Raw genomic sequence first — 15,368 nt, 5'->3', positions numbered from 1 at the left:
AGTCCCTTTCCTGGCACGGCAGTTGTGGTAACGGATGTCGGCGCCGGGGTCTGTGACGCGCCGTCAGGCGATGCCCAGGACGACGGGACCGCCCGCCGCGTCGACCCGTCCCGTCCATCCCGGTGGCAGCCGCAGGGACCGCGACGGTGACACCCGGCCCGGGATCCGCCGGCGCCACAGGAGCCGGCCGTCCTGGCCGGCCGTCACCAGCGGGCCGGTGAGAGGTTCCCCGGACCGCAGCAGCAACGGACGCTTCCCCACGCCGGCCACCCGGTTCGGCGCGACCCACACCAGGGGGGCCCGTACGACCAGGGGTGGGCCGGGGTCCGGCCAGGGCGCTCCGGACAGGTGGGCCAGGACCGGGGCCGCGGCGGCGGCGCCCTCGGCGGCGGCCGTGGCGGCGGTCTCCACGCCGTGCAGGGCGTTGCCGACGGCGAAGACACCCGGCACCGAGGTGCGGAAGGACGCGTCGACGGAAGGGCCACGGGTGCCGGGGTCGAGTGCGACGCCGCCGCGGCGGGCCAGTTCGTGGTCGGGGATCCAGTCGCCGGTGAAGACCACCGTGTCGCAGGCGAGGAATCCGGACCGGCCGTCCGCGTGGCGCACGGTCACGCCCGACAGTCGGCCCCGGCCGCGCAGTTCGACGACCGTGGTGGCGGTGAGCAGCGGGACGCCGGGCAGTGCGGCGCCGCGCGGGTGCTCCGTGACCATCGCCACCACGTCCGCACCCGCCCGGCGCAGGGTCCGTACCGCGTGGCGGGCGACCGGCTCGGCGCCCACGACCACGGCGAGCCGGCCGACGGTCCGGCCGTACCCGTGGACCGTCTGCTGCAACTCCCCCGTCGTCAGCACCCCCTCCGGACGGGAGCCGGGCACCAGCCGGGCGCTGCGCGGGCGTTCCCGGGCGCCGGTGGCGAGGACGACGGTCCGGGCGGTGATCCGCTCCAGGCCTGCCGGGCTCGTGGTGTCCAGGGACAGCGGACCGGCCCAGCCGGTGGCGGTGACCCCCGTCCGGACCGCGGCCCCCGCGCCGACCGCCGTGTCCGTCCACCGCCGCGCGTACGCCGGTCCCCGTAGCCACGGTCCGACGAGCCAGGGGTGCGGCGGCGCGGCTCCCTCGGACCGGGGGGACAGCGGGGGCCGTCCGCCGAAGCCGCCGAAGCCCCGGTGGTGGCAGTGGCGCGGCATCCCGCCGGCCTCCTGCTCGCGTTCCAGGACCTCGACGCGCCCCGCGCCCGCGCCGGCGAGGCGGGCGGCGAGGGCCAGTCCGGCCGGGCCGGCCCCGACGACCAGGACGTCGACCGTACGGTTCATCCGCGAGCCTCCTCGAACAGCGCGCGGACGGCGGCGCCGCAGTGGAAGCCCTGGCAGCGGCCGGCCCGCGCCCGGGTGCGCCGCCGCAGGCCCTCCAGCGAGCCGGGGGGCACGGTGGCCGCGAGGGCGTCGCGGATCTCCCCGCGGGTGACCCGCTCGCAGTGGCAGACGATCCTCCCGTACTCCGGGTCGGCCGCGATCATCCGCGCGTCGCGGTACGGCCGCGGGAACGCTTCGCCCAGGTTCGGCATCCGTACCGGCTCCAGCTCCCGTGCGCCGGTGACCGGCAGTCCGCCGTCGGCGAGCAGCTCCACGACGTGGGCGGCGATCGCCATGGAGGCGGTCAGGCCCGTGGAGCGGATGCCGCCCACGGTGACGTACCGCTGCGCGGGGTGGGCCCGGATCGCGTAGTCGTCGTCGCCGGTGGCCGCCCGCAGCCCGGCGTACACCGCGGTGACCTCCTCCTCCAGCAGCGCCGGCAGGATGCGCCGGCCCTTCTCCCGCAGCTGCGCGATCCCTTCGGCGGTCGATCCGGTGGCCGTCCTGTCGTCCAGGTCCTCGGCGGTCGGCCCGAGCAGCACGTTCCCGTAGACCGTCGGCGACACCAGCACCCCCTTGCCGAGGGGGCCGGGCACGGGCAGCAGGATGTGCCGTACCAGGCCGCGGGCGAGTTCGTCGAAGACGATCAGCTGGCCGCGCCGGGGCGTCACGGTGAAGTCCTCGTGGCCCAGGAGGCGGTCGATCCGGTCGGCGTACAGGCCGGCCGCGTTGACCAGGTGGCGGGTGCGCAGCGGTCCCCGGCCCGTGGTCAGCTCGTGGGGCGTACCCGGGTCGCCCGGGACGACGGACTCGACGCGGCAGCGGAGGTGGAGGTCGACGCCGGCCCGCACGGCCTGCGTGGCGTACGCGAGCGTGGTCGTCCAGGGGCAGATGACGGACTCGCCCGGCACGTCGAGCGCGCCCAGCGCCCCGGGGCCCAGGTGCGGTTCGCGCGCTCGCACCTCCTCGGGCGGGACGATCCGGGCCGATCGGTATCCGTTGCGCACGGCCTTGTCGGCGAGGCCCGGCAGCGCGGCACGCTGTTCCTCGTCCCAGGCCACCAGGAGCGCCCCGAGCGGCTCCACCGGGATGCCGCTCTCGGCGGCGTACGCGGCGAGCCGCTGCCCGCCCGTCCGGACGAGCCGGGACTCCAGGGAGCCGGGTACGGCGTCGAAACCGGTGTGCAGGATGGCGGTGTTGGCCTTGGAGGTACCGTCGCCGACGTCGTCGGACGCGTCGAGCAGGGCGACGCGCAGCGGGAGCCGGGCCAGTTCCCGCGCGATGGCCGAGCCCACCACTCCGGCGCCGACGACCGTCACGTCGTACGCTCCGCCGGGCAGGGCGCCCGTGGTGGTGACGCTCATGCCGGGCCGTCGACGAGGGCCGACACCGCCGTCCGGAACCGGGCGCGGCGCTCCGCCGTCTGCTCGGCCCCGGCCTTGGGTTCGTAGACGGCGGACGGCTTCCACTGCGGGACGGCCTCGTGGACGCTGAGCGACGGATCGAGCCCGAGGCGGGCGACCGCCGCGATCCCGAGGGCGGTGACGTCCGGCAGTGCCGACACTTCGACGGGGATCCGGAGCAGATCGGCCTGGGCCTGCATGAGCAGCGCGGAGCGGGTCAGCCCGCCGTCGACACGCAGAGCGGCCAGCGGCGCGCCCAGGTCGGTGGCGGCGGCGTCGGCGAGCTCCGCCACTTGGGCGGCGATGCCGTCGCACAGGGCGTGCACCAGGTGGCCGGCCGTGGTGTCGAGGCCGAGCCCGGTGATCGAGCCGCGCAGGTCGCCGCGCCACCAGGGGGCGGCGAGCCCGGCCAGGGCGGGGACGAAGGTGACGCCGCCGGCGTCCGGGGTGCTCCCGCCCACGGTGTCGATGTCCTCGGCGCCGGATATCACGCCGAGGTCGGTCAGCCAGCGCACGGCGGAGGCGGCCGTGTACACCTGCCCGTCCAGGCAGTAGCTGGTTTCTCCGGCGAGCCGCCAGGCGACGCAGCCGACGAGCCCGGTGGCGCTGCGGCGGGGAAGCGGTCCGCTCTGCGCGAGGAGGAACGCGCCCGTGCCGTACGTGCACTTGGCGGTGCCGGGCTCGGTGACGCTCTGGGCGAGCAGCGCGGCCTGCTGGTCGACGAGCAGTCCGGTGAGCGGCAGCGCGGGCCCGAAGGCGGTCGTGGTCCCGACGCGGGTGTCCGCGTCGACGATCTCCGGGAGCCGCTCGCCGGTCAGGCCGAAGGCGTCGATCGCCGCGGCCGACCAGCCGACGGTGTCCAGATCGAGGAGCTGGGTGCGGCCGGCGGTCGCCGCGTCGGTGACGAACGCACCGGTGAGGCGGTGCACGAGCCATGCGTCGCTGGTCGTCACGACGCCGCGGCGGGTCAGGTGGCGGCGTATCCAGGCCATCTTGGGCGCGGCGAAGTACGGGTCCAGCGGCAGGCCGGTCGTCTCCCGCAACCACGCTGCGTGGGCGGCCAGTTCGTCGCAGAGCTGGGCGGCGCGCCGGTCCTGCCAGACGATCGCGTCGGTGAGCGGCTCGCCGGTGCCCGGATCCCAGGCGAGGACGGTTTCGCCCTGGTTGGCCAGCCCCACGGCCACGACCGGCTCGCCGGCCGCGGCGAGCGCGGCGCGCCCGGCGTCGACGACGGAGTCCAGCAGCCGGCGGGGGTCCACCTCCACCCGGCCGCCCGGCAGGTAGCGGGGCCGTACGGGCGCGGAAGCGGAGCCGATGACCCCGCGTACCGGGCAGACGACGAGCGCCTTGGTCCCCGAGGTGCCCTGGTCCACCGCGAGCACGGGACCCGTCATCACCGCTCCGTCCCTGGTGTCGGCACTGCTTGATCGTCGATCGGAAGCCTTCACCAGCGGAAGTCGCCCGTCAAGGTCCGTCCCGGCCGACGCGGGACGTACTGACGCCAACTCACCCGCGGTGCATGGCTTGATACTTGCGTTCGAACGGGATTCTGGATGCGGATGCTTTCCGTCGCCCTATAGTGATCGCCGATCAACGGGAAGGACGCCGACCGTGGGTCGACGGCGCGGCTGCAGCGCGGTAGCCGAACGCCCTGAGGAAGCGCCTCCACCCCGCACGCGATCCGAGGACCGATGACCACGACCACCGCAGGACGCGCCCGCCCGGGCCGCTCGTCGACCGGGACGGGGTGATGGCGGGCGGCGATTTCCGGCCCGTCTACCACCCCGCCGGTCACGACAACGAGCTGCGTGTCGCCGTGCAGGACCTGCGCACCGGCCGCTGGGTGTCGATGGCGCACTTACTCGGGCGCACGGACAGCTGGGGGCTGTGGACCCAGCGCACCCAGGTCCTGGCCGCGGTCGCCGCCGGATCCGATGTGGTCCAGGCCTGGCGGAGCGAGGAGCCGCACAGCCTCGCCGCGAGCGTGATGCACACCCGGGTCACCGTCGAACAGGCCGTCCGCGCCCACCGCGCCGGCCACCCCCGCACCCGTGAGCTGTGGCAGCAGGCCTGGGAGGCGTGCCGGGCCACCGCCGGCGCCGACCCCGCCGATCCCGTTCCGTGGGTCTGCCTGCTCGCCCTCGCCCTCCTCGACGAGGGCGCCCTGATGGACGAGCACCGCCTCCCGGCGCCGGGCCCGATGCTTCCCCCCGGGCCGTGGGGCATCCTCGCGGAGGCCGACCAGCGGGACCCGTACAACCGCGAGGCGTACCACCGGATGCTCCAGTTCCTGTACGCCCGCACGTCCGGTCCGCTCACCGAGGCCGCCAACTTCGCGCAGTGGGCGGCCCGTTCCGCCCCGCCCGGTTCCGCGGTCCACGTCCTGCCGCTCTACGTGCGGGTCGAGCGCTACCGTCGCGAACGCGGCCAGGAGCGGGCCCTCGACCTGCACTGGGTCGCCGAGGACGCCATCCGCGACGCGGCCCACGCCCTCGACGCCTGGTTCCGCCACGCGGCCCCGCGGCACGCCTCACCGCTCGACCTGAGCCACCTCGCCCATGCGCTGTGGGGAGGCCTCCAGTTCGAGGAGGCGGCCCGGGTCTTCGACGCGATCGGCCGCTACTGGACCACCCTGCCCTGGGCCTACCGGACCCGTGACCCGGCGGACCCCGCACTGGCCGAGGAGGTGTTCCTGCGCGCCAGATCCCGCAGCCTGGCCGACCGGGACTGAGTTCCGGTTCCCCCGCCCCCCGGCCGCACGCTCCGGGCGGCGCCCCCGCGGTGTCGCCCGCCACTCGGTCGTTCCGCCGTTCCCGCGCTCCACCCCGTCCCCGTGCTCCATCACCCCGGAGGTACGCCATGTCCCGCACCGCATGGGCCGCTCGCCAGGACCGCAAGTCCCCACCTCGGCAGGACGAGGAGGAACGGCTCAGAGAACTCGGCTACCAGCCGGTCCTCGCCCGCCGGATGGGCGGCTTCGGCAACTTCGCCATCAGCTTCTCGGTGATATCCGTCCTCTCCGGCTGCATGACCCTCTACGGCTTCGGTCTGGGTACCGGCGGCCCGGCCGTGATGCTGTGGGGCTGGGTCGGGGTCGGCCTCTTCGTCCTCTGCGTGGGCCTGGCCCTGGCCGAGGTGACCAGCGCGTACCCCACCTCGGGGGCGCTCTACTACATGGCCGACCGCCTCGGCGGCCGCCGCTGGGGCTGGTACACGGGCTGGCTGAACCTCCTCGGCCTGCTCGGCGCCATCGCCGGGATCGACTACGGCGCCGCCCTGTTCACCGGCGCCTTCCTCAACCTCCAGTTCGGTTTCGTACCCACCCCCGGTTCGACCTTCCTGATCTTCCTGGGCATCCTGCTGCTGCACGCCGTGCTCAACCTCTTCGGCGTGCGCCTGGTCAGTGTGCTGAACTCGATCAGCGTCTGGTGGCACCTGACCGGCGTCGCGGTCATCGTCGGCGCCCTGGCGTTCGTCCCCGACCGCCACCAGTCGCCCTCGTTCGTCTTCACCGAGTTCGTCAACGACACCGGCTGGGCCAACCCGTTCTACGTGGCGGCGGTCGGCCTCCTGCTCGCCCAGTACACCTTCTCCGGGTACGACGCCTCCGCGCACCTCTCGGAGGAGACCTCGAACGCCTCCGTCTCCGCCGCCAAGGGCATCGTCCGAGCCATCTGGGTCTCCTGGATCGCCGGGTTCGCCCTCCTCGCGGGTCTCACCTTCGCCATCCAGGACTACGCGGCCGTGCAGGGCACCGCCACCGGCGTCCCGCCCGCCCAGATCTTCCTCGACGCCCTGGGATCCGGCGGCGCCACCGCCCTGCTCCTGGTCGTGATCGTCGCGCAGCTCTTCTGCGGCAACGCCGAGGTCGCCGCCGCGAGCCGGATGGTCTTCGCGTTCAGCCGGGACAACGCCCTGCCCGGATCGTCCCTGTGGCGCAAGGTCAGCAGCCGGACCCAGACACCGGTGCCGGCCGTATGGCTCGCCGTCGCCGTCGCGGCCGTCCTCGCGCTGCCCTCGCTCTACTCCGCCACCGCCTACGGGGCCGTGACCGCCATCAACGTCATCGGCATCACTCCGGCCTACGCCATCCCGATCTACCTGCGGCTGCGCGCGGGTGACCGCTTCGAACCCGGCCCGTGGAGCCTGGGGCGCTGGAGCAGGCCGATCGGCTGGATCGCGGTCGTCTGGGTGGCCGTCGTGACCGTCCTGTTCTGTCTGCCGCAGAAGTCGCCGGTCACCGTCGACTCGATGAACTACGCGGTGATCGCCCTGGCGGTGGTACTGGTCCTGTCCAGCGTGTGGTGGTACGTCGCGCGTCGCTCGTACGGGACCCCGTCCGCGTACGGCAACGCCCGGGAGCAGGCGGAGATCGCCGAGGGCGTCGTCTGAGCCCCCACCCCGGGCCCGGCCGGCTGTCCCCGGAGGCCGGTCGGCCGGGGGGCCGCGCTACTGACACACCCGGGCGGGGCGTGGACAATCGTGCCAACTGGCATCGGGGGGGGACTGATGGGTCGGGCACTGCGCATCGCGATACCCGTTCTTCTGGCGGCGGCGGCACTCTGGTACGCCTCGTACGTCACCACGATCGCGCTCTGGGAGCTGCGGAAGCTGTTCTCCTGGCTGGCCGCGCCTCTGGTGGCCACCGGCGCCGTCGCCCTGCCGTGGCTGGTCGTCCAGCGGCTGCGGGAGGGCGGGACCGGGGGCGGCGGGGACACCGCGACGGCGTTCGGGTGCCTGGCCGCGGTCCTCGGCCTGGGCGTCTCAGTCGGGTGGCTGGTGTACGGCGCGTACCTCCAGGACCGGGCGTACATGCACGACGTGCGGATCGTGTCCGAGCCGCTGCCCGAGCTGGCGGCCCGGTCCCCCTACCTGGTCGGCGAGGCGCAGGCCGCCCCGCACCTGGGTGATGTCACCGGCGAGATCTTCGACGTCACCTACCTGCCCGACGCGGACCGGTTCTCGACCCTGGTCGAACGGCGCGGCTGGCTGGCGGGGTACGAGGTCGGGCTCGTGCAGGACATTCCGCTGGGCGGCAACGGCCGCGACCAGAAGCGCTGTTCGTTCGACGTGGAGACGGCGGACGCCCGGATCGGCGGCTGGTTCCACCACAACCTCGGCCGGAAGATCTCGGCGCAGCGGCGCTGGGTGCGCTTCGAGGCGTCCGACGCGTACGTGACCTGCTCGGGCGACACCCCGATCGTGGTCGTCCCCCTCAAGCGCCAGACCGGATTCATGGTGGTGACCGAACGCCCCGCCGGGGTCGCGCTCTACGACGGGCGGACCGGAAGGCTCACGATCACCACGGACACGGCCGCGGTGCCCGGCCCGTCCTATCCGCTGAGTCTCGCGTCCCGCCAGCGCGAGGCGACCGCCGCGGTCGGCAGCTTCACCGACTGGTGGTTCGAACGCAGCGGCTGGGACGCCTCCGAGGACGGCGCCAACGAGGGCAACGAGTCGGAGTTCACGCTGCGGTACCGGGCCGCGACCGGGGACAGCGCGTACGTCACTCCGCTCACCCCGCAGGGGGAGGCCAGCTCGGTCGTGGCCGTGTCGACCGTGCCCACCCGCCATCGGGGCGGCGGGCTCGCTCCGATGACCGTGCACCGGCTCAGTCCGACCTGGTCCTCGCCGGAGGCCCTGGTCGAACTGATCAAGGCCGAGTACCGGGACGTGTGCTGCTACAACGAGGACCGGGTCTTCGAGGTCGTGCCCACCGGCGGCAGCACCTGGACCGCCACGCTCGGCAGCGAGCAGAACATCCGGTACCGGGTGGAGGGCCGCGGCCAGGTGGCCGGCCGCGAGGCCACCTGCCTGAAGACCGCGGACGGAGCGCTCGTCCGGTGCGCCTACGCGGCGCCCGGCTCGCCCGAGGAGCAGGAACTCGCCCGCAGGGAACTGGAGAAGCAGAAGCCGAAGGAGGAAGCACCGGCCGGTCCGGGGCAGGTCGGCGACCTCACCGCCTACTCCCCCGAGCAACTGGCCGAACTGCAGCGGCGGCTGTCGGAGGAGGTCGTCCGCCGGCTGAAGAGCGGGCGGGACTGAGGCGGCGAAAGCCCGTCCGGGGGTTTCGGCCGGGCTCTGGCGGTCACACGCGGGGAAGTCACGGTCCGCGAGGAGAGGAGTACCTCATGGCAGCCATGGTCTTGCTGATCGCACCGATGTTGCTGGCCCTGCTGCTCGTCAACCGGCGGCACGGACAGCGCGCCCGGCACCGGGCCGGCCGCGTCTGATACGGAGCCCCGAGGGGACGAGAGGGAAGCGAGGTGGGTGCGTTGTCGCTCCGCGCGATGGGCTGGGCCAAGTCGTTCCCGGTCAGCCGAGGGGCGAGTGAAGCCCGACGGTGGACCCTGGAGCATCTGGATTCACTGAAGTGGAGCGCCGACGCTCCGGACACCGTCCACTCCATCCTGTTGACGGTGTCCGAATTGGTCACCAACGCGCACCTGCACGCGGGGAGCAGCGCCCAACTGGTGCTGACGTGGGACGGCCGGTGCCTGCACGTCAGCGTCGCCGACAGCGACCCGTTCCTCCCCGCTCCGCGTGACGCCTCCTCGGCGGCGACCTCGGGGCGGGGCCTCGCCATCATCGACGCGCTCGCCGACGCGTGGGACGCCCATGCCTTCCACGGCGGCAAGACGATCACGGCGTGCTTCCGTCCCCTGGACGACCCCGAGCCGCGCTGCGGCCCCGCGCGATCCGGCTGAGGCCCGCCGCGGGCCGTGGCGTCGCCGCCGTGCGCGTCGCCGACTACATTCGACGTCCATGGAGAACGTGCAGAGCATTCACGACGTACCCGTTCTGATGTGCCCCGCCGAGGGCGAGCCGATCAGCGGGGAACGCGACGTGCTGGACCTCGTAGGCAATGCTTCCTACCAGGGCGCCCAGTGGGTCGTCATTCCCGCCGAGCGGTTCGACGAGGCGTTCTTCCGGCTGCGCACGCGCGTCGCCGGCGACATCGTCCAGAAGTTCGTCAACTTCCGCATGGGCATGGCCGTGATCGGCGACATCTCCCGGCACACGGAAGCCAGTGAGTCCCTGCGGGACTTCGTCCGCGAGTGCAACCGCGGCCGCCAGACCTGGTTCCTCGCCGATGTCGAGGAACTGCGCGAACGGCTCGGGGGCTGAGCCGGGCGAGGCCGCCGGGCCGGTCGCGCGGGTCGGCGTCCGGGCAGGTGTCAGAGGGGGTCGGCGTCCAGGAAGGCAGCGGGGTCGGGGAGGGCGGCCTCCGAGGGGCCGTGGGGGGACTGCTCGGCCCAGATGACCTTGGCGTCCGGTGTGTACCGGGTGCCCCACCGCTCGCTGACCTGGGCCACCAGGAACAGTCCGCGTCCGCCCTCGTCCGTGGTGGCGGCGTACCGCAGGTGCGGGGCGGTGCTGCTGGCGTCCCAGACCTCGCAGGTCAGCGTGTGGTCGTACAGCAGCCGGACCCGGACCGGGGCGCTGCCGTGCCGTAGGGCGTTGGTGACCAGTTCGCTCAGGATGAGTTCCGTGGCGAAGGCGAGATCCGGCAGCTCCCAGGCGTCGAGCTGCTTCGCGGCGGCGTTGCGCACGGCTCCGACCGCGCTCGGCTCGTACGGCACGTCCCATTGGGCGACCCGGTCCGCGCCGAGGACGCGCGTGCGGGCCACGAGCAGTGCCACGTCGTCGGTCGGCTTGGCCGGGAGCAGGATGTCGAGCACGGCGTCGAGGCTCTCGTGCGGGTCCCGGCCGGGCCGCGACAGGGCGCCGCGCAGCAGCTCCAGGCCCTCGCCGATGTCCCGGCTGCGCTCCTCGACGAGGCCGTCCGTGTACAGGACGAGCTGGCTGCCCTCCTCCAGGTAGAACTCGGCGGTCTCGAACGGCATGCCGCCCAGCCCCAGCGGGGGCCCGGCGGGCAGTTCCAGGATCTCCGTCGTGCCGTCGGGCGCGACCACCAGGGGCGGCAGGTGCCCCGCCCGGGCCACCGCGCAGCGGCGGGAGACGGGGTCGTAGACGGCGTAGAGGCAGGTCGCGCCCAGGACACCGGCGTTCGCCTCGTCGTCGTCCCCGTCGTGGTCGTGGTCGATGCGCTGTACGAGGTCGTCCAGCCTGGCCAGGATCTCGTCAGGAGGCAGGTCGAGGGAGGAGAAGTTGTGGACGGCCGTACGCAGCCGGCCCATGGTGGCCGCGGCGTGCAGGCCGTGCCCGACGACGTCTCCCACGACCAGCGCGACCCGGCTGCCCGGCAGCGGGATGACGTCGAACCAGTCGCCGCCCACCCCGGACTGGGCGGGCAGGTAGAAGTGGGCCACGTCCACGGCGCTCTGCTCGGGCAGGGCGCGCGGCAGCAGGCTGCGCTGGAGGGTCTCGGCGAGGGCGTGCTCACGGGTGTAGCGGCGGGCGTTGTCCATGCTGACCGCGGCGCGGGCGACCAGTTCCTCGGCCAGGGACAGCTCGTCCTCGTCGAAGGGCTCGGGCTTCTGCGACCGCCAGAAGTTGACCACTCCCAGGACGACGCCACGGGCCGTGAGGGGGGCGGCGATGAGCGAGTGGATCCCGTACTCGACGATGGCCCGGGCGCGCGGCGGGTCCTGCGCGTGCCAGCCGGGGTCGTCGGACAGGTCGGGCACCAGTTCCGCCCGGCCGGTGCCGTAGCCCCGCGCCTGCGGGGTGGACGGCAGGAAGTCGATCAGTCGGCCCCGGGGGTAGAGGGGGTGGTCGGAGGTGATGCCGCTGACGGCGGTGCGCCGCATGTCGGCGCCGGGGCCCGGTTCGTCGCCGTCGAGCACCTGTTCGGCCAGGTCGACCGTGACGTAGTCGGCGAACCGGGGGACGGCGACGGCGGCCAGCTCCTCGGCCGTGCGCACCACGTCCAGGCTGGTGCCGACCTCGCCGCCCGCGTCGTACAGCAGCTTGAGGCGTCTGCGGGCCGTCTCGGCCCGGCTGGTCAGGATCTGCATCTCGGTGGAGTCGCGGATGGTGATCGCGCTGCCTTCGGGGCGGCCCCGGGGGTGGGTGGGCCGCTGGTTGACCACGAGCAGCCGGTCTCCGGCCTCCACTACCTCGTCGGTGGCCTCCCGGCCGGACAGCAGGAGGTCCGCCATCCGCCGGTCCAGGCCGGGGACGTCGTCGATGTGCCGCCCGTCGGCGTCCTCGGGGAGGTCGAGCAGCCGCTTGGCCTCGTCGTTCGCCAGCAGCAGCCGCCCGTCGCCGTCGGTGATCAGCACTCCTTCGCGGACGGCGTGGAGCACCGCGTCGTGGTGCTCGTACATCCGGGTCATCTCCTGCGTGCCCAGGCCGTGGGTCTGGCGCCGCAGCCGCCGGCTGATCAGCGCGGTCCCGGCGGTGGCGAGGGCCAGGCAGGTGGCGGTGGCGAGGATGATGACCGGGAGCTGGCGGTCGACGACACCGGTCACGCTCTCCACGGTGAGGCCCGCCGACACCAGGGCGACCACCTTGCCGTCGGCCGAGGTGACCGGCACCACGGCCTGGATCTCCTTGCCGAGCGGACCGTCCACGCTCTCGGTGTGGACCTCTCCGGCGAGCGAGGGCTCGATGGTGCCGACGAAGCGCTTGCCGATGCGGTCCGGCTGGGGGTGGCTGTACCGGATGCCGTTGGTGTCCATCACGACGATGAAGTCCACCCCGGCGTCCTTGCGGGTCCGCTCGGCGAGGGGTTGCAGGACCGCGGACGGGTCGGACGTCCTCAGTGCTTCTTCAAGCCCCAGGGAGTGGGCGAAGGTCTGGGCGACGGACACCGAGCGGTTGCGTGCCTCGCGGTCGATGTCGTGCCGCGACTGCAGGACGAGGGCCAACAGGGCGGCGGCGGCGAGCAACACCACGATCGCCACCTGGAGGACGAAAACCTGTCCGGCGACGCTTCTGAATCTGTTGCTCAGGGGTGACCGCACCGACGTGCCCGGCACGGGTGGCAAGGAAGGGTCACGCCCCCAGTTGTAGCACTTCCGGGCGTCTGTGGCTCCCGTCGGGAACACGGCGCACCGGAAGGATCACCCGATGTACACGTCGGCGGGGGCGTGCGAGGACTCCGGCCGCGGGGCCTGAGCGGGCCGCGGCGTCCCGGAGGGCTGCGGGGTCGCCGTGGCCTCCGGCTCGCAGGTGACCTCGTCGCGCGGTGTGTAGTGGGTCTTGAACTCCTCGCTCCTGACCTCCCGGCCGCCTTGGACGAAGACGCGGCCCACGGTCACGTCGAATCCTTCGAGCGGGGTCTGGACCTCGCAGGTCGGTCCGCCGGCCGTCCGCTTGCCGGGCGGCGTGACATTGGTGCGCGGACCCTTGGTGGCCCGGATCTCGTCGTACTTCTTCGTGCCGAGGAGGGTGATGGTCAGCGAGGTGTCGGTGGATTCGGCCCGCACGTAGAGGGCGTGGCCGGAGTCGTTGATCCAGCGCAGGTCGAGGGAGCCCCAGGCGACGGTGGCTTCGCGGCCTTCGGGGTAGCGCTCGATGTAGAACGAGTGGGCGCCGTACTCGACGGGTTTGACGCCGGCGAAGAAGACCGCGTTGAACATGGTGGTGGCCACCGCGGAGACGCCCCCGCCGGGCGATTTCACGTACTGGCCGTCATTGATCATGATGCCGTCGACGAAACCGTTCTCCGGGGTGCGCTCACCGACGGTCCGGTTGAAGCTCCACTCCTGACCGGGGAGGACCACGGAGCCGTTGATGAGCTGCACGGCGCGGCCGATGTTGGTGCTGCGGTACGGGGCGGCCGGGAACTCGACGGTGAAGGAGGAGACCTTCTCCTTGATGCCGAGCCGGTGCGCCTCGGCGCTCGTGAGGCCCGGCTGGACGGCCGCGGTGGCGACCTCGCCGGTGCGGGCGGCGCCCGAGCGGGTGAGCAGGGGCAGTACCGCCCGGCCCAGCGCCGCCTCGGTGACCTTGCGTCCCGCGCGGCTGGACTCGCCCGGCACCACGCGGCCCTGCGCGTCGAGCTCGAAGGCGGCCTCGCGCGGCTCCTCGGCGATCTGCTCGACCGGGCGGGCCACGGCGGGGTCGGCGAGCAGCCCCTTGGAGTCGAGGTCCGGCACGAGTCGGCCGTGGTCGTCGGGGCGCATCGTCAGGTGTGCGCCGAGGACGGCGGGCGGTATGGACAGCCGGTCGCCGGCCATGGTGAGCGTGACGGGGCCCGACATCGCCGGCCGCCCGAACTGCCGCATGGCGCGTCCGGTCTCGTCGGCTCCCACGCGCGGCGGCGTGCGGTCGACCGGCATCACGACGGGCCCGGGGGCCGCGTCCGTACGCAGGTACGCGGCGCGGAGGGTGTCCAGGGCCCGGTCCTCGACCAGGGCGACGCCGGGCTTCGGGGGGACGGCCTTCGCCGCGCCGTCGTCGAACGCGACGGATCCGTCGCGGGCCGGCTGAGCCGTGCGCGCGCCGATGCGGTCCAGCGCCGCCCGGGCGGCGCTCTCGTCGACGCGGATCACGGGCTCGACGTCCGCGTCCCCGGAGGCGAAGAGCCTGCTGATGACGGCGACGGGGCCGTATCCGGCGTGGACCGCGCGGTCCACGGTGGCGGTGGTGTCGAGGGACAGTCCGAGTGCGGCCGGGTCGGCCTTCTCCACGTGGTCGCCGATCTTCATCGCGACCGGCGCCGCCGCGGCCGGGCCGAGCTCCCGGTTCAGCGTCCGGAGCGCTTGCGACCGGGTCATGCCGCCGATGTCCACGCCCCGGACCCGGGTGCCGGAGTCGATGTCCCCGCCGACCACCAGCCCGGTGACGTAGAGGCCGCCCAGCCCGAGTACGAGCGCTCCGCCCGACACCGGCAGGGCGATCCGCCAGTTGCCCGTCCAGCTGCCCGCACGTCCCATGTCTCTCCCTGTGGCGTCCGCCGGGGAGCCGGCCGAGCCGGGCTGCCAGAGCAGCCGATATACGACAATTCCGTGACATCATGATTCCTCCAGATCATGATCATTGGGCATGAATGTAATGGTTCTCACGATCCGCATCCGCCCCGCGCGGGTCATGATCCGTTTCACGTGCCCCGCCGTGCACGAGGGCGAGACCCGGATCGTCGTCGAGAGCGAGCGGTACGACGTACTGGTGCGGGGGGCGGCGCCCGGCACGGCGGAACTGCAAACGCTTCCGTACGACACCGGCCCCCGGGGGACCCGTACCCGCAGGCCGCGCCGGCCCTCGTGGAGACGGCCGGTGATCCGGTGACCGCGGCGGAGCTGCCCACCGCCTTCGCGATCGGCGGGCACGGCATCGGGGCCCAGGGTGCCCTGGCCGATCATGATCCGGCCGAGCAGGTCCCGCGCCTCGGCGGCGCTGCGGGGCTGCTTGGCCTCGTCGGGCTCCGGGATCAGGACGACGCCGGGGGCGGTGGGTGCGGCGGACGGGAAGCCCGGCCCGGACGGGGACGGGGTGGGGCGTGCGCCGCGTCCCTTCGCCGCTCCGCCGCCCGAACAGCCGAGGAGTACGAGCATGCCCGCCACCACGCAGCCGCAGGCGCGCGGCACGGAGCTCCGTCTACGTGTCACCGCTTCCCCCACGAGGCGATCGCACCCCACTGTCGGTGCGTGCAACTGGCATACGACAAAGGGGGGTTGAGGACTCGGCCGGCGGCGCTCCGCGGCATCGATCGGAGGCATGCGGTCCGCTCGACCGTACGGGAACGCCGGTCGCGGTGAG

11 protein-coding genes are annotated in these 15,368 nt (G+C 73.6%); 5 read left to right on the top strand and 6 right to left on the bottom strand.

Translation table 11 applies throughout. From position 1 onward, the window contains the following. Window positions 1–63: 63 nt before the first annotated feature. From ACWFQ8_RS13420 to ACWFQ8_RS13410, 3 genes are read right to left on the bottom strand one after another with little or no spacing between them, the layout of a single operon-like run. Window positions 64–1,314 carry an FAD-dependent oxidoreductase gene (locus tag ACWFQ8_RS13420; RefSeq protein ID WP_453786332.1) on the bottom strand — a complete coding sequence of 417 codons (1,251 nt, stop codon included), beginning with the start codon at window positions 1,312–1,314 and terminating at the stop codon, window positions 64–66. Beyond that, the gene (locus ACWFQ8_RS13415) at window positions 1,311–2,717 is read right to left on the bottom strand and encodes an FAD-dependent oxidoreductase (protein WP_453786331.1); all 1,407 of its coding nucleotides are present in this window, start codon (window positions 2,715–2,717) and stop codon (window positions 1,311–1,313) included. Before ACWFQ8_RS13415 ends, ACWFQ8_RS13420 begins: the two co-directional genes overlap by 4 nt. Continuing rightward, complete coding sequence (locus ACWFQ8_RS13410; RefSeq protein WP_453786330.1) at window positions 2,714–4,150, bottom strand: FGGY family carbohydrate kinase; 1,437 nt, start codon at window positions 4,148–4,150, stop codon at window positions 2,714–2,716. The genes ACWFQ8_RS13415 and ACWFQ8_RS13410 overlap by 4 nt, the downstream gene beginning before the upstream one ends. A gap of 356 nt (window positions 4,151–4,506) precedes the next feature. Here ACWFQ8_RS13410 and ACWFQ8_RS13405 point away from each other — a divergent pair, with 356 nt between their 5' ends. The 5 genes from ACWFQ8_RS13405 (at window position 4,507) to ACWFQ8_RS13385 (ending at window position 9,884) form a co-directional block, all read left to right on the top strand. Then, window positions 4,507–5,487 (top strand): hypothetical protein, encoded by a 981-nt coding sequence (locus ACWFQ8_RS13405; protein ID WP_453786329.1) that lies wholly within the window; start codon window positions 4,507–4,509, stop codon window positions 5,485–5,487. 128 nt (window positions 5,488–5,615) lie between these two features. Next, a complete protein-coding gene (locus ACWFQ8_RS13400; RefSeq protein ID WP_453786328.1) occupies window positions 5,616–7,148 on the top strand; it encodes an amino acid permease in 1,533 nt (510 codons plus the stop codon). A 117-nt stretch (window positions 7,149–7,265) separates the two neighbouring features. After that, window positions 7,266–8,801 carry a hypothetical protein gene (locus ACWFQ8_RS13395; RefSeq protein ID WP_453786327.1) on the top strand — a complete coding sequence of 512 codons (1,536 nt, stop codon included), beginning with the start codon at window positions 7,266–7,268 and terminating at the stop codon, window positions 8,799–8,801. 245 nt (window positions 8,802–9,046) lie between these two features. After that, on the top strand, window positions 9,047–9,463 hold the full coding sequence (locus ACWFQ8_RS13390) for an ATP-binding protein (RefSeq protein ID WP_453786401.1): 417 nt from the start codon (window positions 9,047–9,049) through the stop codon (window positions 9,461–9,463). A 58-nt stretch (window positions 9,464–9,521) separates the two neighbouring features. Further along, window positions 9,522–9,884, top strand: coding sequence for a DUF4180 domain-containing protein (locus tag ACWFQ8_RS13385; RefSeq protein WP_453786326.1), 363 nt, complete (start codon window positions 9,522–9,524; stop codon window positions 9,882–9,884). A gap of 50 nt (window positions 9,885–9,934) precedes the next feature. On the opposite strand, the gene ACWFQ8_RS13380 is transcribed toward ACWFQ8_RS13385, so the two are convergent. The 3 genes from ACWFQ8_RS13380 to ACWFQ8_RS13370 all read right to left on the bottom strand — a co-directional run bounded on the left by ACWFQ8_RS13380 (window position 9,935) and on the right by ACWFQ8_RS13370 (window position 15,217). After that, the gene (locus tag ACWFQ8_RS13380; RefSeq protein WP_453786325.1) at window positions 9,935–12,628 is read right to left on the bottom strand and encodes a SpoIIE family protein phosphatase; all 2,694 of its coding nucleotides are present in this window, start codon (window positions 12,626–12,628) and stop codon (window positions 9,935–9,937) included. Window positions 12,629–12,727: 99 nt separating this feature from the next. Further along, window positions 12,728–14,545, bottom strand: a complete 1,818-nt coding sequence (locus ACWFQ8_RS13375) for a VanW family protein (RefSeq protein ID WP_453786324.1) — start codon at window positions 14,543–14,545, stop codon at window positions 12,728–12,730. 78 nt (window positions 14,546–14,623) lie between these two features. Next, a complete protein-coding gene (locus ACWFQ8_RS13370; protein WP_453786323.1) occupies window positions 14,624–15,217 on the bottom strand; it encodes a hypothetical protein in 594 nt (197 codons plus the stop codon). Window positions 15,218–15,368: the final 151 nt, after the last annotated feature.

It is taken from the genome of Streptomyces sp. NPDC055254 (assembly GCF_053606025.1).
Note: the sequence above shows the minus strand (reverse complement) of the source record. Positions and strands in the feature narration are given on the sequence as shown.

Coding starts and splice junctions, on each gene's coding strand:
- ACWFQ8_RS13410 (WP_453786330.1), bottom strand. CDS start 4,150: ATGACGGGTCCCGTGCTCGCGGTGGACCAGGGCACCTCGGGGACCAAG.
- ACWFQ8_RS13375 (WP_453786324.1), bottom strand. CDS start 14,545: ATGGGACGTGCGGGCAGCTGGACGGGCAACTGGCGGATCGCCCTGCCG.
- ACWFQ8_RS13390 (WP_453786401.1), top strand. CDS start 9,047: ATGGGCTGGGCCAAGTCGTTCCCGGTCAGCCGAGGGGCGAGTGAAGCC.
- ACWFQ8_RS13385 (WP_453786326.1), top strand. CDS start 9,522: ATGGAGAACGTGCAGAGCATTCACGACGTACCCGTTCTGATGTGCCCC.
- ACWFQ8_RS13395 (WP_453786327.1), top strand. CDS start 7,266: ATGGGTCGGGCACTGCGCATCGCGATACCCGTTCTTCTGGCGGCGGCG.
- ACWFQ8_RS13400 (WP_453786328.1), top strand. CDS start 5,616: ATGTCCCGCACCGCATGGGCCGCTCGCCAGGACCGCAAGTCCCCACCT.
- ACWFQ8_RS13415 (WP_453786331.1), bottom strand. CDS start 2,717: ATGAGCGTCACCACCACGGGCGCCCTGCCCGGCGGAGCGTACGACGTG.
- ACWFQ8_RS13405 (WP_453786329.1), top strand. CDS start 4,507: ATGGCGGGCGGCGATTTCCGGCCCGTCTACCACCCCGCCGGTCACGAC.
- ACWFQ8_RS13420 (WP_453786332.1), bottom strand. CDS start 1,314: ATGAACCGTACGGTCGACGTCCTGGTCGTCGGGGCCGGCCCGGCCGGA.